Raw genomic sequence first — 19,001 nt, forward strand, 5'->3', positions numbered from 1 at the left:
GCGAAGGGACCCGAGCTTGCGAGGGCCGAACGCAGGAGCAAGCCTTTTGGGTTACCTTTTTGGCGTTTGAAAAAGGTGACCCGCCGTAAGGGCGGAACCTTAAGTGGCCGTTACCGCAGCAACGGATATGTACCCAAAGAGACGCCTTCGCGCGCAAGCTCACTCCCAAAGAAAAACCACAACCACCCTCCAACCCATAAATCTTGTACAAACTATTTGACTTGTACATCAACCCATCTATGCTGACAAAAAGTTGTACAGGCAAAACCCTCTGTACAGGTATAGATCGCGAGGTGCCCATGTCCGCTACCCCCACGTCCAAGCCAAAAATCGCCATCAGCGCCTGCCTGCTCGGCGCCGAAGTGCGCTACAACGGCGGACACAAGGAATCGCGCCTGTGCAGCCGCACCCTCACCGAATACTTCGACTTCACCCCGCTGTGCCCCGAAGTCGCCATCGGCATGGGCATCCCCCGCGAACCGATCCGCCTGGTCGGCGACCCCGAACAGCCACAAGCCGTCGGCACCGTAAACCCGGCGATCAACGTCACCGCCCCACTGGCTGAATATGGCAAACAGATGGCCGCCGAACTCAACGACCTCTGCGGCTACATCTTCATGCAGCAATCACCGTCCTGCGGCCTCGAGCGAGTCAAGGTCTACCACGCCAACGGCGCCCCGGTGAACGGCGGCGGTCGCGGCATTTACGCCCAGGCCTTCTGCGCCGAGCACCCTGACCTGCCTGTGGAAGAAGCCGGACGCCTGAACGACCCGGTGCTGCGCGAAAACTTCATCACCCGGGTACTCGCCTACAGCGCCTGGCAACAAGTGCTTGCACAAGGCCTGAGCCGTCGTGTCCTGACCGAATTCCACTCGCGCTACAAATACCTGCTGATGGCGCACAACCCGCTGCAATACAAAGCCCTCGGCAAACTGCTGGGCAGCATGGCCGACAGCGATCCGGCCGAACTCGGCCCGCGCTACTTCAGCGAGCTGATGGCCGCCCTGAAGAAATGCGCGACCCGTGGCACCCACTGCAATGTCTTGCTGCACATCAGCGGTTATTTGAAACAATCGCTGAGCGCCGAAGACAAAAAAGAAATGCAGCACGTCATTGGCCAGTACCGCCGAGGCATCGTGCCGCTGGTGGTGCCGCTGACCCTGCTCAAGCATCACTTTCGCCTCCATCCGGATCCGTACATTGCGCAGCAGGTTTACCTGCAACCGCACCCGGAAAACCTCAGTCTGCGAAACGCTATCTAATGAACGAAAAAACCGACAGCAGCGCCCAGGAAGATCTCGGCGCCGACTTCAAAAAGGCCCTGGACGAGGGCTGGCTGCCAATCCGTGAAGTGGCGCGGCAGACCGGCGTCAACGCCATCACCCTGCGCGCCTGGGAGCGCCGCTACGGGCTGGTCGTGCCGCAGCGCACGCCCAAGGGCCATCGCCTGTATTCGGCTGAACATGTGCAGCGCATTCTGGCAATTCTCACCTGGCTCAACCGCGGCGTCGCGGTCAGTCAGGTCAAGCCGTTGCTCGACACGCCACAGGCGTTCAGCGAAACGGTAGAGAACGACTGGCAGCAACTACACCAGACGCTGATGACGGCCGTCACCCAACTCAACGAGCGCTTGCTCGACGACAGCATCAATCAGGCCATGGCGTTGTACCCGCCGCGCACCCTGTGCGAGCAACTGCTGCTGCCGCTGCTGACAGAACTGGAGCAGCGCTGGCAGGGCCAGTTCGGCGCACAGATGGAACGGGTGTTCTTTTATTCCTGGCTGCGCAGCAAATTCGGCACGCGCATCTACCATAACAACCGCCAGTTCCACGGCGCGCCGCTGTTGTTGATCAACCATTCCGACCTGCCACTGGAACCACATCTGTGGCTATGCGCCTGGCTGATCAGCAGTGCCGATTGTCCGGTGCAAGTGTTCGACTGGCCGCTGCCCGCCGCCGAACTGGCACTGGCGGTGGAACACCTGCAGGCCCGTGGCGTACTGCTGTATTCCAGCAAAGCCATGAACCTTGGGCAGTTGCCGAAGCTGCTCAATGGCATCGACTGCCCGAAAATGATCGTCGGACCAACGGTATGCATCCACCACGCCGAGTTGTCCGTAAAAACCTCCGACATGACTGATGTGCTCCTGGCAGAAGACGTGCTTCTGGCCCACCAGGCACTGGTTCAGCGTGGATTGATTTAAATGGACGCGGTGAGTTCCGACATGCAATTGATCTGGCTGCGCTGCGACTTGCGCCTACATGACAACACTGCCCTGGCCGCCGCCGCTGCGCGCGGGCCGACGGTGGCCGTGTACCTGCTGAGCCCACAGCAATGGCAGGAACATGACGATGCGCCGTGCAAGGTCGATTTCTGGTTGCGCAACCTCACTGTCCTGAGCCAAAGCCTCGCCGCGCTGAATATTCCTCTGCTGATTCGCACCGCGACGCATTGGGATCAGGCGCCAGCGCAACTGCTGAAACTGTGCAAGGAGCTCGGAATTCAGGCAGTCCACGTCAACGAGGAATACGGTGTCCATGAAAGTCGCCGCGATGCCGCCGTTAGCCAAACCCTGAAAGCCGCAGGCATCGAATTCCATAGCTACCTCGATCAGTTGCTGTTCAAACCCGGCACCGTGCTGACCAGGACCGAGACGTACTTTCAGGTGTTCAGCCAGTTTCGCAAGGTCTGTTACGAACGCCTGCACCGCTCGTTGCCGGCGCTGGTCAAGGCACCCGGCAAACAAGCCGCGCTGCACATCAGCAGCGATCCGATTCCCGCATCGATCAACGGTTTCGCCACCCCGAGCCAAACCCTGCAAGCGCTGTGGCCGGCCGGTGAAGACGAAGCCCGCCGGCGTCTCGACAGCTTCACCGACGCGCAAATCGACTATTACCAGAGCGAGCGTGACTTCCCGGCGAAACCCGGCACCAGCCAGCTCTCAGCTTATCTGGCGGCCGGGGTGATCTCCCCGCGTCAGTGCCTGCATGCCGCGCTGCACAGCAATCAGGGCGAATTCGAAAGCGGCAAGGTCGGCGCGGTCACCTGGATCAATGAGCTGCTCTGGCGCGAATTCTACAAACACATTCTGGTTGGTTATCCGCGGGTCTCGCGCCATCGCGCGTTTCGCCCGGAAACCGAAGCACTGGCCTGGCGTGACGCGCCGGCCGAACTGGCCGCCTGGCAAGAGGCGCGCACCGGCCTGCCGATCATCGACGCGGCGATGCGCCAATTGCTTGAAACCGGCTGGATGCACAATCGTCTGCGCATGGTCGTGGCGATGTTCCTGACCAAGAACCTGCTGATCGACTGGCGCGAAGGCGAGCGCTTTTTCATGCGTCATCTGATCGATGGCGATCTGGCGGCGAACAACGGTGGCTGGCAGTGGAGCTCCTCAACCGGCACCGACTCGGCACCGTACTTCCGGATTTTCAATCCGCTGAGCCAGTCGGAGAAATTCGACAGCGAAGGCCTGTTCATCAAGCACTGGCTGCCAGAGCTGGCCGGTCTGAACAAAAAAGACGTGCACAACCCGGCCAAACTCGGCGGCTTGTTCGGCGTGGCGGATTACCAGGCGCCGATCGTCAATCTGAGCACCTCGCGCGAGCGTGCCCTGGCCGCGTTCAAGAACCTGCCGTCGCGCCTGCCAGCCGGAGGCCATGATGAGTGAGTTCCTGTACCGCTTCGCCGGGCAATTTTCCACCTTGAACAAAGACAACCTGGACCGCCTCGGCGAGCTGTACAGCCACGACATTCATTTCACCGACCCGCTGCACGAAGTGCAGGGTTTGCAGCAATTGCGCGATTACTTTAACGAGCTGTACGCCAACGTTAGCGAGCTGCGCTTCGATTTTCACGGTTACGACCAGATCGCGGACGGCGAAGGCTACTTGCGCTGGGTCATGAGTTATCGCCACCCGCGTCTGGCGAGCGGGCAAGTGATTCGCGTCAGCGGCTGCTCGCATTTGCTGTGGCACGACAAGGTTTATCGCCATCGGGATTATTTCGATGCCGGGGCGCTGCTGTATGAGCATTTACCCGTATTGGGCCGGGTCATCGCCTGGCTAAAAAGGAGAATGGGATGAGTCGTACACCTCCACGGCGTTATTGGCTGACCGGTGCCAGCAGTGGCATCGGCGCGGCACTGGCTGAGGAAATTCTGAAAACCGGTGCGCACCTGGCGGTCAGCTCGCGGCAGATCGCGCCGCTGAAAGTCTTGTCGCAACGCTATCCGGGACAAGTGCTGGTGGTGCCGGGCGACCTGACCAACAGCCAGACCGTGCGCGAAATCGGCGAGCAGATTACCCAAGACTGGGGCTCGCTGGATTCGGTGATCCTCAACGCCGGCACCTGTGAATATGTCGACGCGAAACAGTTTGATTCATCGATCATCGAGCACGTGGTGCGCACCAATCTGCTCGCCAGCAGCTACTGCATCGAAGCCGCCCTGCCCCTGCTGCGCAAAGGCACCGCGCCGCATCTGGTTGGCGTGGCCAGTTCAGTGACGTACCTGCCGCTGCCTAGGGCGGAAGCTTATGGCGCGTCGAAGGCCGGTTTGCGTTATCTGTTCGAATCGCTGCGCATCGATCTGGCCGACGAAGGCATCGAAGTTACCGTGGTCAGCCCTGGCTTTGTCGATACGCCGCTGACCGCGAAAAACGATTTCCCCATGCCACTGAGCTGGCCTGTGGACAAAGCCGCGCGACACATCTTCGCCAAGCTCAAGGACCGGCCGCTGGAGATCGCCTTTCCGGCACTGTTCATGGCGGCGCTGTGGCCGCTGTCGAAGCTGCCGTCGCGTGTGCAACTGGCGATAGGCAAACGCATGGTGCGCAAATCTCCGCCATTGACGGACCCGACATGAAAATCGCCATCATCGGCAGCGGCATCGCCGGGCTGACCTGCGCCTACCTGCTCAATCGCCGCCACGACATCACGGTGTTCGAGGCCAGCGACTGGGTCGGCGGCCACACGCATACCGTGCCGGTGACTGTCGACGGGCGTGACTATGCGGTGGACACCGGTTTCATCGTGTTCAACGACTGGACGTACCCGAACTTCATCCGCTTGCTCGGGCAACTCGGGGTGGCGTTCAAACCGACCGAGATGAGCTTCTCGGTGAACGATCCCGACACCGGCCTGGAATACAACGGCAACAACCTCAACAGTCTTTTTGCCCAGCGCAGCAACCTGTTGTCGCCGGGGTTCTGGGGCATGTTGCGCGACATTCTGCGCTTCAACAAAGAAGCCCAGCGCGACCTCCTCGAACTGCGCATCGCCGCCGATACTACGCTGGACGAATACCTTAGGGCCGGCGGCTACGGTGAGCGTTTCATCCTGCATTACATCGTGCCGATGGGTTCGGCGATCTGGTCGATGTCGATGGCGGAAATGCTCAACTTCCCGCTGCAGTTCTTTGTACGTTTTTTCAAGAATCATGGACTGCTGTCGATCAGCGACCGTCCGCAATGGCAAGTCATCGAGGGTGGCTCGAGCGCTTACATCGCGCCGCTGACCGCTTCGTTCAAGGAACGGATTCGCACCAACTGTGCGGTGACTCGAGTCGATCGCGACACCCACGGTGTGGTCACCCATAGCCCGGCCGGCATCGAGCACTTCGACCGCGTGGTGTTCGCCTGTCACAGCGATCAGGCACTGAAACTGCTGGCCACACCGAGCGATGCCGAACGGGCGATCCTCGGCGCCCTGCCCTACGCCGACAATGAAGTAGTGCTGCACACCGACACGCGCCTGCTGCCGACACGCAAACTGGCGTGGGCGAGCTGGAACTACCGGCTCAGCGGCGCCGGCCACACGCACGCCGCCGTCACCTACGACATGAACATTCTCCAGGGCATTCAAAGCGACACCACGTTTTGCGTGAGCCTCAATCAGAGCGCCGGCATCAGCACGGACAAGGTGCTCGCCCGTTACACCTACGCGCACCCGCAATTCAGCCTCAACGCGGTGGCGGCACAGCAGCGCTGGGGCGAACTGGACGGCGCGCAGCACACGCATTATTGCGGCGCCTATTGGGCCAACGGTTTTCACGAGGACGGTGTGGTCAGCGGTTTGCGCGTGGCCGCCGCGTTCGGGGAAACCCTGTGAACAGCGCCCTGTACAGCGGCTGGATCGGCCACCGGCGCTTCTCGCCGCGTCGCCATGAATTCCGCTACCGCATCGGCTTGCTGTATCTCGATCTGAGCGAGCAGGACGCAGTTCTTGCCCTGTCGCCGCTGGCCGGGCGCAGTCGCTTCGCGCCGTTTTCCTTCCGCGAGACCGACTACCTCAAGGCGTTCACCGGCCAGGGCATGCGCCTGATCGATGCGGTGCGCCAACAGGTCGGCGCGGCCATCGGGCATGAGCCGCAAGGTTCGATCTGCCTGCTGACCCAGGTGCGCAGTTGGGGCTTGTCGTTCAACCCGGTGAGTTTCTTTTACTGCCATGAGGCGGACGGGCAACTGGCGGCGATTGTCTGCGAAGTGACCAACACGCCGTGGCGCGAGCGCTATCACTATGTGCTGCCGGCGCGCGCACCGCTGAGCCTGGGCGATTTTCATCAGCACTTCGCCGTGGCCAAGGCTTTTCATGTGTCACCCTTTTTGCCGCGCGATCTCGAATACCGCATGAGCTTCAGCCCCGCCGCGCAAAACCTCGGCGTGCACATGGCCGACTGGCAGGGCGAACAGAAACTGTTCGACGCCACGCTCAACCTGCAACGCGAACGCCTCGATCGCCAAAGCCTGCATCGTTACCTGCGACGTTTCCCGTGGATGACCGCAAAAACCGCATTGGCCATTTATTGGCAGGCGCTGCGCCTCTTGCTCAAGCGCGCGCCGATTTTCTCCCACCAGACTGCCGACGGCAGCTTTCAAACCGCCACTGTGTCTCCCAAGGAGCACCGCCATGAAATCCTCTAGTCTGTCGGCCGGTTGGCTCAGCACCAACGGTTTGACCGGGTCGCTGTTGCGCCGTGGCGTCTTGCGCCAATTGAGCCTGCTTAAACACGGACAACTGCTGGTGGTCGAGGATGGCGAACGCCTGCTGTTCGGCACTCCGGGCAGCACGCTGCTGGGAGAAATCCACGTCAACGATCCGGCACTCTGGGGCATGGTCGCCGGCAACGGTTCGATTGGCGCGGGCGAGGCGTTCATTCACGGTTATTGGAGCTCGCCGGATCTGACCGCAGTGGTGCGCGTGTTCGTCAGCAACCTCGACGTGCTCGATGCCATGGAGGGCGGCCTGGCGCGTATCAGTCGGCCGTTGGTGCAAGGCCTGCACTGGCTCAATCGCAACACGCGCAAGGGCTCGCAGAAAAACATCGCCGCGCACTACGATTTGGGCAACGACCTGTTCGAGCAGTTTCTTGACCCGACCATGATGTACTCGGCCGGGCAATTCCTGCGCCCCGAGGACAGCCTCGAACAGGCGCAACTGAACAAATTGCAGCGCATCTGCCAGAAGCTTGCTTTGCAACCCGGCGATCACTTGCTGGAGATCGGCACCGGTTGGGGCAGCATGGCGCTGTATGCGGCGCAGCATTACGGCTGCCGCGTGACCACCACGACCCTGTCGAAAGAGCAGTACGCATTCACCGCGCAACGCATCGAGCAACTGGGCCTGCAAGATCGCGTCACGCTGCTGTTGCAGGACTATCGCGACCTCACCGGGCAGTACGACAAACTGGTGTCGATCGAGATGATCGAAGCGGTCGGCCATCGTTTCCTGCCGACCTACTTCAAGCAGTGCGCGCAGTTGCTCAAGAGCAACGGGCTGATGCTGATCCAGGCCATCACCATTCGTGAACAGCGCTACGAACAGGCGTGCCGCAATGTCGATTTCATCCAGCGCTACATCTTCCCTGGCGGCGCCTTGCCCAGCGTGCAGAAGATGCTTGATGTGGTCAGCCGCGACACCGACATGAACCTGCTGCACATGGAAGATTTCGGCCTGCACTACGCGCGGACCCTGCGCCTGTGGCATGAAAACTTTCGCCAGGCCCACGGTCGTTTGACCGAGCTGGGCTATGACGATTATTTCCTGCGTTTGTGGGAGTTCTATCTGTGCTACTGCGAGGGCGGTTTCCTCGAGCGCGCGATTGGCACGGCGCAACTGCTGCTGGCAAAACCGGCGGCGATCACCGCGCCGCTGCTCGGACGCTTCGATGCTTAAAAATGTCGCCAACGCGGTACTGTTCCAGCTCGGCTGGCTGACCTGCGTGATGGGCGGCAACAGTCTGTGGTTGCTGCTGGCATTGGCGGTGCTGGTGATTCATCTGCGCTGGCTCAGCAGTTGGGCGGCCGAGGGCCGGCTGGTGCTCAGCGTGGTGATTTTCGGCACGGCGCTGGACAGTGTTCTGCGCGCGTTGGGCGTGTTCGAGTTCAGCGACGAGTCGCCGCTGATTCCGCTGTGGCTGATGTTGCTCTGGGCATTGCTCGCGACAACGTTGCGCCATTGTCTGCAATGGAGTGCTCGGCCGTGGTGGCTGGCCAGCGCGCTGGGGGCCGTCGGCGGTGCCCTGTCGTACTACGCAGGAGGGCGCCTGGCCGGGGTGCAATTTCCCTACGGCGATTGGCCCACACTGATTGGCATCGGTGTGCTTTGGGCACTGGTGTTTCCGCTGCTGCACGCGATGGCCCGGCGCCTGGCGCAGTGAGCGTCTGTCAGCGCTTTCACACGCACAGCGACAGCTGCCTTACACTGGCGCCATGAAAACCATCCCTCATCAACAAATCGCCGAACCGGCGGTCACTTGCTCGACCTGCGCAGCCTGCTGTTGCCAGCTCGAAGTCATGCTGATCACCGACACGGGCGTGCCTGAACGTTTTATCGATACCGATGAGTGGGGCGGCGAAGTGATGCTGCGTCTGGACGACGGCTGGTGCGCAGCGCTGGATCGCGACAGCATGATGTGCACGATCTACGAAAAACGCCCGCTGATCTGCCGCGAATTCGAAATGGGTGCACCGGAGTGCATTGAGGAACGGCGCGGCATCGCCACGGCCTACCGCTGATTTTTCAAACACCACAAACCAATGCAGGAGTGAGCCTGCTCGCGATAGCGGAGTGTCAGCCGAAAATTGTTTGACTGACACTCCGCTATCGCGAGCAGGCTCACTCCTGCAAGGGGAGCTGCGTAGCGGTTACAGCGGCATCGTGTAATGCAGTGCGTAACTCTCTACACCATCGTTGTCGCTGGACAAACCGGCGTTGGAATAGTGCGTCGCACGAATCCCGACTTCATGCCCGCCATTGAAACGCAGGCCGAAACCGATGCGGTCTTCGAACTGGAAGGAACCGCCGATTTTGTTGTCTTCGTATTCGGTGTTAGAGAAAAACGCCGCACCGATACCCGCTTCAACGTACGGTTTGACCGACTGGCCGGCAAACTCATAAACGAAAACAGGCGAGAACGACAGGCTGTTGTTGCTGGAAGTCTTGTCACCTTCCCAATAAGTGTAAGCGCCACTCCAGTAGCCGGTCAGGCGACCCACGTCGCTCTGCAGCCAGCTCTTGTCCCAGTCGAAATTCATGCCCAGGCGATAGGTCATGGTCGAATCGCTGGTACCGCCAACGGCGAATTCAACGCCAGCGGCTTGTGCAGAAATGCTTTGCCCCATCAGTGCGGCCGCAATCGCGGCCAAGCAGAATAGTCGCTTCACTTTGAAACTTCCTTTTCCGGAACGATCGTTTGGTTTTTAGTGCTGCTGTCGCTATAGAAATCTGCGCTCGAACAGAAGTTCAGCTTATTTCGAGTTATTTCACATTTTTTTTACAAGTCGAAGTTTTGCACATCTGCGGCGGATTGGCCCAGCAGCGGCAGGATTTTTCTGAAGGACAGCGGATCGGCACTGGTCCAGAACTTCACAGGCTGGCATGGTCCTGCGGCAAGCAGATCACGTTCACCCAGCAACCGTTGCAGTTGCCGGGCCACCGCCGCGCCGGTGTCGATCAGGCTGATATCGTCGCCGATCATCGTCTTTAGCAGCGGCTTCAGGAAGGGATAATGCGTACAGCCGAGAATAATCGTGTCGCAGCCCTGAGCCAGTAATGGCGCGACGTAACCTTGCAGCAACACGCGCAATTGCGGGCTGTGCAGCTCACCGTCTTCAATCAGCTCGACCAGCCCCGGGCACGGCTGGGTGATGACTTTCACGTCGGCAGCGAAGCGATCGAGCAGCGCGGCGAACTTGGCGCTCTGCAAGGTGCCCGTGGTGGCGAGTACGCCCACCACCCCGCTGCGGGTCGCGGCGGCGGCAGGTTTGACCGCCGGTTCCATGCCGACAATCGGCCAGTTCGGGAAGTCTCGACGCAAGTCAGCCACACCGGCCACGGTTGCAGTGTTGCAAGCCAGCACCAAGGCCTTGGCGCCCTGCTCGCGGAAAAAACCGCCCATCGCGCTGCAGCGCTGGCGGATGAATTCCGGAGTTTTTTCACCGTAGGGAATGTGCCCGCAATCGCCAACATAGAGCAGCGATTCATTGGGCAGCAAGCGCTGGATTTCAGCCAGTACCGACAAGCCGCCGACGCCGGAATCGAACACGCCGATCGGCGCTTCACGCATGGCGCGAACCACAGACACTGCAACCCGGATCGCGCTTGACGCGCAATTCGCGGAAACGCGAACCGAGCGCATCGATCAGTAGCAAGCGCCCTACCAGCGGCTCGCCGAAACCAACCAGCATCTTCAGCGCTTCAAGTGCTTGCAGGCTGCCAACCAGACCGACCAGAGGCCCGACCACGCCCGCCTCGCTGCAGGTCAATTCGGCTTCGCTGCCATGCCCGTACAGGCAGTGATAACAAGGGCTCTCGGCACGCCGCGGGTCGAACACAGACAACTGCCCTTCCAGGCGAATCGCCGCGCCGCTGACCAGCGGTTTACCCGCCGCTACGCACGCCGCATTGACGGCCTCACGGGTAGAAAAGTTATCCGAACAGTCGAGGACCAGATCCACCGCCGTCACCGCGACTGCCAGAGAACTCTCGTCGAGCGCCTGACGGTGGGCAATCAGCTGAATCTCGGGATTGATCGCACCCAGGCGCTTGAGCGCCGAATCGACCTTGCTCATGCCGACACTGTCGGTGTCATGAATGATCTGCCGTTGCAGGTTGGTCAGGTCGACGGTGTCGAAATCGGCCAGGTGCAGTGCACCGACACCGGCAGCGGCCAGATACAGCGCCACCGGTGCGCCGAGACCGCCGAGGCCGACAATCAATACGCGACTGTCCTTGAGCTTCAGTTGCCCGTCGATGTCGATGTGTTGCAGCAGAATCTGCCGGCTGTAGCGCAGCAATTCCTGATCATTCAGCACGGCAGGCGCCCCAGACTGATGCGTTGATGGCCGCCCAGATCGGTGCGGCTGTGAACCTCGGTAAAACTGCGGGTCAGCAGCAGATCGCGCACGGCTTCGGCCTGATCATAGCCATGTTCGAGCATCAGCCAGCCACCGGCTTCGAGATGATCTGGCGCCTGAGCGACGATCAAACGCAGATCGTCGAGACCGTCTTCACCGGCGACCAGCGCACTGGCCGGCTCGAAGCGCACATCGCCTTCGACCAGATGCGGATCGGCGGCGGCGATGTACGGCGGGTTGCTGATGATCAACTGAAAACGCTGACCGGCCAGCGCACTGAACCAGTGGCTGCTCAGCACTGTAGCGTTGTTCAAGTGCAGGCGCTGGCGATTGCGTTCGGCCAACGCGACGGCTTCGAGCACGCGATCCACCGCCGTCACTCGCCACGCCGGGCGCTCGCTGGCCAGGGCCAAGGCGATGGCACCGCTGCCGGTGCCGAGGTCGAGCACTTTCGCCGGGGTCGCGGGCAGCAGTTCCAACGCCGCTTCCACCAGCAATTCAGTGTCGGGGCGCGGGATCAGCGTGTGCGGTGCCACTTCCAGATCGAGTTTCCAGAAGCCCTGCTGGCCGAGAATGTAGGCCACCGGCTCGCCGCCACGGCGTCGTTGCAGATACTCGGCAAAGGTCAGCGCCGCTTCGCTCGGGACGATGCGCTCGGGCCAGGTGTGCAGAAAACTGCGCGATTTGCCCAGCGCTGCGGCGAGGAGCAATTCGGCGTCCAGACGCGCCGTCGGCGAATCTGGCAGTTCGGCGGCGCGCAACAGGCTGGCGATAATGGTCATTTATTCACCTATCGCCGCGAGCTGATCCGCCTGGTATTCGGCCAGCAACGGTTCGATCACCGCGTCCACGCCACCGGCGAGAATTTCATCCAGCGAATACAGGGTCAGGTTGACGCGATGGTCGGTGACCCGGCCCTGCGCATAGTTGTAGGTGCGGATGCGCTCGGAACGATCGCCGGAACCGACCAGCAATTTGCGCTCGCTGGCGATCGCGTTGGCCGCCGCGGCGTTTTGCTGATCGTTGAGCTTGGCCGACAGCCACGCCATCGCCCGCGCACGGTTCTTGTGCTGGGAACGTTCTTCCTGACACTCGACCACAGTGCCGGTCGGTATGTGGGTGATGCGGATCGCCGAGTCGGTGGTGTTGACGTGCTGACCACCGGCGCCGGAGGAGCGGTACGTGTCGACGCGCAAATCCGCCGGGTTGATTTCGATGGCTTCGCGCTCGTCCGGCTCTGGCAGTACCGCCACGGTGCACGCAGAAGTATGGATACGGCCCTGGGATTCGGTGGCCGGTACGCGCTGTACGCGGTGCGCCCCGGACTCGAATTTCAGCTTGCCGTAAACGTTGTCGCCTTCAATGCGCGCGATGACTTCCTTATAGCCGCCGTGTTCGCCTTCGTTTTCCGAGAGGATCTCCACGCGCCAGCCACGGCGTTCGGCGTAACGCGAGTACATGCGGAACAGGTCGCCAGAGAAAATCGCCGCCTCGTCGCCACCGGTGCCGGCGCGAATTTCGAGGAACACGTTGCGGCCATCGTTGGGATCTTTGGGCAGTAGCATGCGCTGCAAGTCGGATTCCAGGGTAATCAGCGATTCCCTGGCTTCGCGGACTTCTTCCACGGCCATTTCGCGCATGTCCGGGTCGTTGTCCTTGAGCAGCGCCTGTGCGCCTTCAAGATCGCTTTGTACGCCGAGCAGCTTTTTATAAGCCTGCACGACCGGCTCGAGTTCGGCGTATTCCTTGGAATAGGCGCGAAACTTCGTCTGATCGGAAATGACCTCGGCGTCGCCGAGCAGCGCGGTCAGTTCCTCGAAACGGTCCTGGAGGGTGTCCAGCTTGTTGAGCAGTGACGCTTTCATTGCGGTTTTTTATCCGAAAAACTATCCGGTGAGCCCTCAAGGGCAAAGAGTTCCTGGGCCATGGCCAGCGCATCGAGGCGGCCTTCGGCAGAAAGCTTTTTCAGCTGCACGCTGGGCGCATGCAGCAATTTGTTGGTCAGGCCACGGGCCAATTGCCCGAGCACATCTTCGGCATTGCCGCCGTTAGCGAGCAGGCGCAGGGCCTTTTGCAGCTCTTCGTCGCGCAGGCGTTCGCTCTGTTGACGGTAGGCCTTGAGCACGTCGACTGCCGCCAGTTCGCGCAGGCGCACCATAAAATCGTCGGCGCCGACCGAAACCATCTCTTCCGCCGCCTGCGCTGCGCCCTGGCGGCTCTTGAGGTTTTCGGCGACCACTTCGTGCAGGTCATCGACGCTGTACAGGTAAACGTCGTCCAACTCGCCGACTTCCGGCTCGATATCGCGGGGAACCGCGATATCGACCATGAAAATCGGTTTGTGCTTGCGCAGCTTCAGCGCACTCTCGACCGCGCCTTTGCCGAGGATTGGCAACTGACTGGCGGTCGAGCTGATGACGATATCGCTGCGCACCAGCTCCGCCGGAATATCCGACAGCAGCACCGCGTGGGCACCGAACTGTTCAGCCAACAGGCTGGCACGCTCCAGCGTACGGTTGGCGACGACGATGCGCTTGACCCCCAGCTCGTGCAGATGGCGGGCGACCAGAGTGATGGTCTCGCCGGCGCCGATCAGCAAGGCCTGGCTGCGCTGCAAGTCACTGAAAATCTGTTTGGCCAGGCTGACCGCGGCAAACGCCACGGACACCGGGTTTTCGCCGATCGCGGTGTCGGTGCGCACCTGCTTGGCGGCATTGAAGGTGGCCTGAAACAGCCGCCCCAGCAGCGGGCCGATGGTGCCGGCCTCGCGGGCAACGGCGTAGGCCGACTTCATCTGCCCGAGAATCTGCGGCTCGCCCAAAACCAGCGAATCGAGCCCGGAGGCCACGCGCATCATGTGACGAACTGCCGCATCGTCTTCATGCACATAAGCACTGGCGCGCAGCTCATCGAGACTGAGCTTGTGATAATCGGCCAGCCAGCGCAGCACGATATCCGCCGACAACTGATCCTGTTCTATATAAAGTTCACTGCGATTGCAGGTGGAGAGGATCGCGGCTTCGCGGCTGTCGGTCAGTCGGCAGAGCTGCTGCAAGGCCTCCACCAGCTGTTCTGGCGTAAAGGCCACGCGCTCGCGGACGTCTACGGAAGCAGTCTTGTGGTTGATACCGAGTGCAAGGAAGGCCATTCAAGGTCGCTGGTGGTGACGTGAAGCCGGCAATTGTCCTACTTCGAAAGATTCAGAACAACTACCGCTGACTATTGTCCCAATTGTCGGCCCCTATAATGGCCACAATCGAGACTCGGTTATGTTTGGCCGAAGGCTTGTGTCATGATGATCCGACCGCAGGTTTAGCCGTCCTCTTCCTATATGAATAGATCTTCCGCGTTGCTCCTCGCTTTTGTCTTCCTCAGCGGCTGCCAGGCCATGGCTCCCGTTTCGCCGAGCGGCACGCCGTCGGTCGAAGACACCACGCCCGCACCTGAAAAGCCCAAGGTCTACGGCTCGTTCAGCGAGGAAACCGTTTTCAGCCTGTTGAGTGCCGAACTCGCCGGCCAGCGCAATCGCTTCGACATTGCCCTGGACAACTACGTGACCCAGGCCATCAACACGCAGGATCCGGGCATTTCCGAGCGCGCCTTCCGCATCGCCGAGTACCTGGGCGCCGATCAACCGGCCCTCGATACCGCGCTGATCTGGGCGCGAAACGCTCCGGACGATCTCGAAGCGCAACGCGCCGCCGCCGTGCAACTGGCACGCGCCGGACGTTATGACGACTCCATGGTGTACATGGAGAAAGTCCTGCAGGGCAAGGGCGACACGCATTTCGATTTCCTCGCGCTGTCCGCCGCTGACACCGATCAGGAAACCCGCAACGGCCTGATGAAAAGTTTCGACCGTTTGCTGCAACGCCATCCGAACAACAGCCAGCTGATTTTCGGCAAGGCCTTGCTGCTGCAACAGGACGGCGACAACAAGGGTGCGCTGGCCCTGCTCGAAGACAATCCTCCGGAAGACGGCGAGATCGCGCCGATTCTGCTGCGTGCACGCTTGCTGCAGATCCTCAACCGTGGCGACGAAGCGCTGCCGCTGTTGCAAAAAAGCATCAAGAAATACCCGGACGACAAACGCCTGCGCCTGACCTACGCGCGCATGCTGGTTGAACAGGACCGCATGGACGACGCCAAGGCCGAGTTCTCCAGCCTCGTTCAGCAGTACCCGGAAGACGACGAACTGCGTTATTCGCTGGCGCTGGTGTGCCTGGAAGCCAAGGCCTGGGACGAGGCCAAGGGTTATCTGGAAGACCTGATTGCCCGTGAAAGCCATGTCGATTCAGCGCACTTGAACCTCGGTCGTATTGCCGAGGAACGCAACGATCCGCAAGGCGCGCTCATCGAGTACGCCCAGGTCGGCCCTGGCAACGACTATCTGCCGGCGCAATTGCGTCAGGCCGACATTCTGATGAGCAACGGCAAGACCGCTGAAGCACAGAGAAAACTCGGCGCAGAGCGTGACGAACAACCGGATTACGCGATCCAGCTGTTTCTGATCGAATCAGAAACCCTGTCGGCCAATAAACAGGACGACAAGGCCTGGACGGTTCTGCAGCAAGCGCTGGTGCAATACCCGGACGACCTTAATCTGCTCTACACCCGAGCGATGCTCGCGGAAAAACGCAATGATCTGGCGCAAATGGAAAAAGACCTGCGCCTGATCATCAAGCGTGACCCGGACAACGCCATGGCCCTCAATGCGCTGGGCTACACCTTGTCCGACCGCACCACCCGCTACGCGGAAGCGAAAACCCTGATCGAGCAGGCGCACCAGATCAATCCGGAAGACCCGGCGGTCCTCGACAGCCTCGGCTGGGTGAATTACCGCCTGGGCAATCTGGACGACGCGGAGAAATACCTGCGTCAGGCCCTGGAGCGCTTCCCCGATCACGAAGTCGCCGCGCATCTGGGTGAAGTGTTGTGGGCCAAGGGCAATCAACGCGAAGCCAAACAAGTGTGGGGCAAGTTCCTCAAGGATCAGCCCGACAGCACCATTCTGCGCAGCACCATCAAGCGCCTGACCGGATCCGAGACTCTCTAACCCATGTTTTTGCGCCACGTCATTGTTTTCAGCTTCATCGCCCTGCTCGCCGGTTGCTCGGGTTTTGGTACTCGCGAATCGGTCGAGGGCCACGGCAGCCCGGCTCAATGGGCCGCCAACAAACAGCAACTGACCGCCCTCGATGGCTGGCAGATCGACGGCAAGATCGGCATCCGCGCCCCGAAGGATTCCGGCAGCGGCACGTTGTTCTGGCTGCAGCGTCAGGACTATTACGACATTCGCCTGTCCGGCCCGCTGGGTCGCGGCGCGGCACGCCTGACCGGGCGTCCGGGCAAAGTCTCGCTGGAAGTCGCCAATCAGGGCCGCTACGAAGCGCAATCGCCCGAAGCCCTGCTCGAAGAACAGCTTGGGTGGAAGTTGCCGGTGTCGAACCTGGCGTGGTGGGTGCGTGGCTTGCCGGCTCCTGAAAGCAAAAGCCGCCTGAATCTGGACGCCGACAGCCGCCTGGCCAGCCTTGAGCAGGATGGCTGGAACGTCGAATACCTCGCCTACACCGAACAGAATGGCTACTGGTTGCCCGAGCGCATCAAGCTGCACGGCACCGACCTCGACGTCACGCTGGTGATCAAGACCTGGCAACCTCGCAAGCTGGGGCAGTAATCGATGACCGCTGTACGCCTGACCCTGCCCTCGCCGGCCAAACTCAACCTGATGCTGCACATCCTCGGTCGCCGCGCCGACGGTTATCACGAATTGCAGACGCTGTTTCAGTTTGTCGATTACGGCGATGAAATCACTTACGCCGTGCGCGATGACGGCGTGATCCGACTGCACACCGAGTTCGCCGGCGTGCCGCACGACAGCAACCTGATCGTGCGCGCAGCGAAAATGCTTCAGCAACAATCCGGCTGCACGCTCGGTATCGACATCTGGATCGACAAGGTGCTGCCCATGGGCGGCGGCATCGGTGGCGGCAGTTCGAATGCGGCGACGACGTTGCTCGGCCTCAATCACCTGTGGCAGTTGGGTTGGGATGAGGATCGCCTGGCCGCGCTGGGTCTGACACTCGGCGCTGACGTGCCGGTTTTCGTGCGAGGCCACGCGGCGTTCGCCGAGGGCGTGGGCGAGAAACTGACCCCGGTCGACCCCGAAGAACCGTGGTATCTGGTACTCGTGCCGCAAGTCTCTGTTAGTACGGCAGAAATTTTTTCCGATCCTTTGTTGACACGTAACACACCGCCCATTAAAGTGCGCCCCGTTCCCGAGGGAAACAGTCGAAATGACTGCTTGCCGGTGGTTGCAAGGCGTTATCCAGAAGTACGTAACGCATTGAATTTGTTAGGTAAATTTACCGAAGCAAAACTCACCGGAACTGGAAGTTGTGTGTTTGGGGGCTTCCCAAGCAAAGCTGAAGCTGATAAAGTCTCGGCCCTTCTGACAGAGACCCTTACAGGGTTTGTAGCCAAAGGCAGCAACATTTCGATGTTGCACCGCAAACTGCAAAGTCTGCTCTAAAGGAACCAGGTGCTCGGCACTTGATGCAACAGATACAGGGGCGTCGCCAAGCGGTAAGGCAGCAGGTTTTGATCCTGCCATGCGTTGGTTCGAATCCAGCCGCCCCTGCCATTTTCTCTACTCATCCAGGTTACCCTCAGCCTCTAGGTACTGCGCGTGTCCAAGATGATGGTCTTTACGGGGAACGCTAACCCCGATCTGGCTCGGCGTGTCGTACGTCAGCTGCATATCCCTCTCGGTGACATCTCTGTCGGCAAATTTTCCGACGGCGAGATCACAGCCGAGATCAATGAAAACGTTCGTGGTAAAGACGTCTTCATTATTCAGCCGACTTGCGCTCCGACCAACGATAACCTGATGGAACTGGTAGTGATGGCTGATGCCTTCCGCCGCTCCTCGGCTACTCGTATCACTGCTGTTATTCCTTATTTTGGTTATGCCCGTCAGGATCGCCGTCCGCGTTCCGCACGTGTGGCCATCAGCGCGAAAGTCGTCGCTGACATGCTTACCGTAGTCGGCATCGACCGTGTTCTCACGGTTGATCTGCATGCTGACCAGATTCAGGGCTTCTTCGATATTCCGGTAGATAACATCTACGGCTCCCCGGTTCTGGTGGATGACATTGAAGATCAGCGCTTCGAAAACCTGATGATCGTGTCCCCGGACATTGGTGGCGTCGTGCGTGCACGGGCGGTTGCCAAGTCGCTGGGTGTCGATCTCGGGATCATCGACAAACGCCGTGAGAAAGCCAATCACTCTGAAGTGATGCATATCATCGGTGATGTCCAGGGGCGTACCTGTATTCTGGTCGATGACATGGTCGATACCGCCGGCACTCTGTGCCACGCGGCCAAGGCCCTGAAAGAGCATGGCGCAGCCAAGGTCTTTGCCTATTGCACACACCCTGTGCTGTCGGGTCGGGCCATCGAGAATATCGAAAATTCCGTGCTGGACGAGCTGGTGGTCACTAACACCATCCCGCTGTCCGCTGCAGCACAAGCCTGTGCACGTATCCGTCAACTGGATATCGCACCGGTTGTTGCCGAAGCGGTTCGCCGCATCAGCAATGAAGAATCGATCAGCGCGATGTTCCGTTAAGGGCCCTGCCCTTCGCG

20 protein-coding genes and 1 tRNA gene are annotated in these 19,001 nt (G+C 60.5%); 15 read left to right on the plus strand and 6 right to left on the minus strand.

Annotated elements, in window-relative coordinates; genetic code table 11:
• The first annotated feature begins 299 nt into the window (after positions 1-299).
• From ACYYKW_RS16855 to ACYYKW_RS16900, 10 genes are read left to right on the plus strand one after another with little or no spacing between them, the layout of a single operon-like run.
• On the plus strand, positions 300-1,262 hold the full coding sequence (locus ACYYKW_RS16855; protein WP_464990602.1) for a YbgA family protein: 963 nt from the start codon (positions 300-302) through the stop codon (positions 1,260-1,262).
• Positions 1,262-2,203 carry a MerR family transcriptional regulator gene (locus tag ACYYKW_RS16860; RefSeq protein ID WP_464990603.1) on the plus strand — a complete coding sequence of 314 codons (942 nt, stop codon included), beginning with the start codon at positions 1,262-1,264 and terminating at the stop codon, positions 2,201-2,203. The genes ACYYKW_RS16855 and ACYYKW_RS16860 overlap by 1 nt, the downstream gene beginning before the upstream one ends.
• Positions 2,204-2,224: 21 nt before the next feature.
• On the plus strand, positions 2,225-3,670 hold the full coding sequence (gene phrB, locus ACYYKW_RS16865) for a deoxyribodipyrimidine photo-lyase (protein ID WP_464990635.1): 1,446 nt from the start codon (positions 2,225-2,227) through the stop codon (positions 3,668-3,670).
• Positions 3,663-4,085, plus strand: a complete 423-nt coding sequence (locus ACYYKW_RS16870; RefSeq protein WP_093098393.1) for a nuclear transport factor 2 family protein — start codon at positions 3,663-3,665, stop codon at positions 4,083-4,085. The genes phrB and ACYYKW_RS16870 overlap by 8 nt, the downstream gene beginning before the upstream one ends.
• Positions 4,082-4,864 carry an SDR family NAD(P)-dependent oxidoreductase gene (locus tag ACYYKW_RS16875; RefSeq protein ID WP_093098390.1) on the plus strand — a complete coding sequence of 261 codons (783 nt, stop codon included), beginning with the start codon at positions 4,082-4,084 and terminating at the stop codon, positions 4,862-4,864. Before ACYYKW_RS16870 ends, ACYYKW_RS16875 begins: the two co-directional genes overlap by 4 nt.
• A complete protein-coding gene (locus ACYYKW_RS16880; RefSeq protein ID WP_464990604.1) occupies positions 4,861-6,108 on the plus strand; it encodes an NAD(P)/FAD-dependent oxidoreductase in 1,248 nt (415 codons plus the stop codon). Before ACYYKW_RS16875 ends, ACYYKW_RS16880 begins: the two co-directional genes overlap by 4 nt.
• The gene (locus ACYYKW_RS16885; protein WP_464990605.1) at positions 6,105-6,920 is read left to right on the plus strand and encodes a DUF1365 domain-containing protein; all 816 of its coding nucleotides are present in this window, start codon (positions 6,105-6,107) and stop codon (positions 6,918-6,920) included. The genes ACYYKW_RS16880 and ACYYKW_RS16885 overlap by 4 nt, the downstream gene beginning before the upstream one ends.
• The gene (locus tag ACYYKW_RS16890; protein WP_090286225.1) at positions 6,907-8,172 is read left to right on the plus strand and encodes an SAM-dependent methyltransferase; all 1,266 of its coding nucleotides are present in this window, start codon (positions 6,907-6,909) and stop codon (positions 8,170-8,172) included. The genes ACYYKW_RS16885 and ACYYKW_RS16890 overlap by 14 nt, the downstream gene beginning before the upstream one ends.
• Entirely contained in the window at positions 8,165-8,656 is a 492-nt protein-coding gene (locus ACYYKW_RS16895; RefSeq protein WP_464990606.1) for a DUF2878 domain-containing protein, read from the plus strand. Before ACYYKW_RS16890 ends, ACYYKW_RS16895 begins: the two co-directional genes overlap by 8 nt.
• Before the next feature lie 52 nt (positions 8,657-8,708).
• Complete coding sequence (locus tag ACYYKW_RS16900) at positions 8,709-9,014, plus strand: YkgJ family cysteine cluster protein (RefSeq protein WP_090286229.1); 306 nt, start codon at positions 8,709-8,711, stop codon at positions 9,012-9,014.
• A gap of 129 nt (positions 9,015-9,143) precedes the next feature.
• Here the strand turns inward: ACYYKW_RS16900 and ACYYKW_RS16905 are convergent, their stop codons facing one another.
• The 6 genes from ACYYKW_RS16905 to hemA form a co-directional block, all read right to left on the minus strand.
• A complete protein-coding gene (locus ACYYKW_RS16905; RefSeq protein WP_090286231.1) occupies positions 9,144-9,662 on the minus strand; it encodes an acyloxyacyl hydrolase in 519 nt (172 codons plus the stop codon).
• Positions 9,663-9,772: 110 nt separating this feature from the next.
• The gene (murI, locus tag ACYYKW_RS16910; RefSeq protein WP_464990607.1) at positions 9,773-10,564 is read right to left on the minus strand and encodes a glutamate racemase; all 792 of its coding nucleotides are present in this window, start codon (positions 10,562-10,564) and stop codon (positions 9,773-9,775) included.
• A complete protein-coding gene (locus ACYYKW_RS16915) occupies positions 10,557-11,312 on the minus strand; it encodes a molybdopterin-synthase adenylyltransferase MoeB (protein WP_464990608.1) in 756 nt (251 codons plus the stop codon). Before ACYYKW_RS16915 ends, murI begins: the two co-directional genes overlap by 8 nt.
• Complete coding sequence (gene prmC, locus ACYYKW_RS16920; protein WP_090286237.1) at positions 11,306-12,136, minus strand: peptide chain release factor N(5)-glutamine methyltransferase; 831 nt, start codon at positions 12,134-12,136, stop codon at positions 11,306-11,308. Before prmC ends, ACYYKW_RS16915 begins: the two co-directional genes overlap by 7 nt.
• Positions 12,137-13,219 (minus strand): peptide chain release factor 1, encoded by a 1,083-nt coding sequence (prfA, locus tag ACYYKW_RS16925; RefSeq protein ID WP_464990609.1) that lies wholly within the window; start codon positions 13,217-13,219, stop codon positions 12,137-12,139.
• Positions 13,216-14,502, minus strand: a complete 1,287-nt coding sequence (hemA, locus tag ACYYKW_RS16930; RefSeq protein ID WP_093098369.1) for a glutamyl-tRNA reductase — start codon at positions 14,500-14,502, stop codon at positions 13,216-13,218. The genes prfA and hemA overlap by 4 nt, the downstream gene beginning before the upstream one ends.
• A 183-nt stretch (positions 14,503-14,685) precedes the next feature.
• On the opposite strand from hemA, the gene ACYYKW_RS16935 reads away from it, so the two are divergent.
• The 5 genes from ACYYKW_RS16935 (at position 14,686) to ACYYKW_RS16955 (ending at position 18,984) form a co-directional block, all read left to right on the plus strand.
• A complete protein-coding gene (locus ACYYKW_RS16935) occupies positions 14,686-16,410 on the plus strand; it encodes a tetratricopeptide repeat protein (RefSeq protein ID WP_090286243.1) in 1,725 nt (574 codons plus the stop codon).
• Positions 16,411-16,413: 3 nt separating this feature from the next.
• Positions 16,414-17,031, plus strand: coding sequence for a lipoprotein insertase outer membrane protein LolB (gene lolB, locus ACYYKW_RS16940; protein WP_090286245.1), 618 nt, complete (start codon positions 16,414-16,416; stop codon positions 17,029-17,031).
• Between the two features lie 3 nt (positions 17,032-17,034).
• Positions 17,035-17,886 (plus strand): 4-(cytidine 5'-diphospho)-2-C-methyl-D-erythritol kinase, encoded by an 852-nt coding sequence (gene ispE, locus ACYYKW_RS16945; RefSeq protein ID WP_093098364.1) that lies wholly within the window; start codon positions 17,035-17,037, stop codon positions 17,884-17,886.
• Positions 17,887-17,922: 36 nt separating this feature from the next.
• Positions 17,923-17,997 (plus strand) — tRNA-Gln (locus tag ACYYKW_RS16950).
• Positions 17,998-18,042: 45 nt separating this feature from the next.
• The gene (locus tag ACYYKW_RS16955) at positions 18,043-18,984 is read left to right on the plus strand and encodes a ribose-phosphate pyrophosphokinase (RefSeq protein WP_090286249.1); all 942 of its coding nucleotides are present in this window, start codon (positions 18,043-18,045) and stop codon (positions 18,982-18,984) included.
• The last annotated feature ends 17 nt before the right edge of the window (positions 18,985-19,001 follow it).

The sequence above is a fragment of the Pseudomonas sp. 15C genome, assembly GCF_055484735.1.

What these genes read in the sequence shown, in the direction of transcription:
- ACYYKW_RS16875 (WP_093098390.1), top strand. Translation starts at nt 4,082, where the DNA reads ATGAGTCGTACACCTCCACGGCGTTATTGGCTGACCGGTGCCAGCAGT.
- ACYYKW_RS16935 (WP_090286243.1), top strand. Translation starts at nt 14,686, where the DNA reads ATGAATAGATCTTCCGCGTTGCTCCTCGCTTTTGTCTTCCTCAGCGGC.
- lolB (WP_090286245.1), top strand. Translation starts at nt 16,414, where the DNA reads ATGTTTTTGCGCCACGTCATTGTTTTCAGCTTCATCGCCCTGCTCGCC.
- prfA (WP_464990609.1), bottom strand. Translation starts at nt 13,219, where the DNA reads ATGAAAGCGTCACTGCTCAACAAGCTGGACACCCTCCAGGACCGTTTC.
- murI (WP_464990607.1), bottom strand. Translation starts at nt 10,564, where the DNA reads ATGCGTGAAGCGCCGATCGGCGTGTTCGATTCCGGCGTCGGCGGCTTG.
- ACYYKW_RS16895 (WP_464990606.1), top strand. Translation starts at nt 8,165, where the DNA reads ATGCTTAAAAATGTCGCCAACGCGGTACTGTTCCAGCTCGGCTGGCTG.
- ACYYKW_RS16890 (WP_090286225.1), top strand. Translation starts at nt 6,907, where the DNA reads ATGAAATCCTCTAGTCTGTCGGCCGGTTGGCTCAGCACCAACGGTTTG.
- ACYYKW_RS16855 (WP_464990602.1), top strand. Translation starts at nt 300, where the DNA reads ATGTCCGCTACCCCCACGTCCAAGCCAAAAATCGCCATCAGCGCCTGC.
- ACYYKW_RS16900 (WP_090286229.1), top strand. Translation starts at nt 8,709, where the DNA reads ATGAAAACCATCCCTCATCAACAAATCGCCGAACCGGCGGTCACTTGC.
- ACYYKW_RS16860 (WP_464990603.1), top strand. Translation starts at nt 1,262, where the DNA reads ATGAACGAAAAAACCGACAGCAGCGCCCAGGAAGATCTCGGCGCCGAC.
- prmC (WP_090286237.1), bottom strand. Translation starts at nt 12,136, where the DNA reads ATGACCATTATCGCCAGCCTGTTGCGCGCCGCCGAACTGCCAGATTCG.
- phrB (WP_464990635.1), top strand. Translation starts at nt 2,225, where the DNA reads ATGCAATTGATCTGGCTGCGCTGCGACTTGCGCCTACATGACAACACT.
- ACYYKW_RS16880 (WP_464990604.1), top strand. Translation starts at nt 4,861, where the DNA reads ATGAAAATCGCCATCATCGGCAGCGGCATCGCCGGGCTGACCTGCGCC.
- hemA (WP_093098369.1), bottom strand. Translation starts at nt 14,502, where the DNA reads ATGGCCTTCCTTGCACTCGGTATCAACCACAAGACTGCTTCCGTAGAC.
- ispE (WP_093098364.1), top strand. Translation starts at nt 17,035, where the DNA reads ATGACCGCTGTACGCCTGACCCTGCCCTCGCCGGCCAAACTCAACCTG.
- ACYYKW_RS16870 (WP_093098393.1), top strand. Translation starts at nt 3,663, where the DNA reads ATGAGTGAGTTCCTGTACCGCTTCGCCGGGCAATTTTCCACCTTGAAC.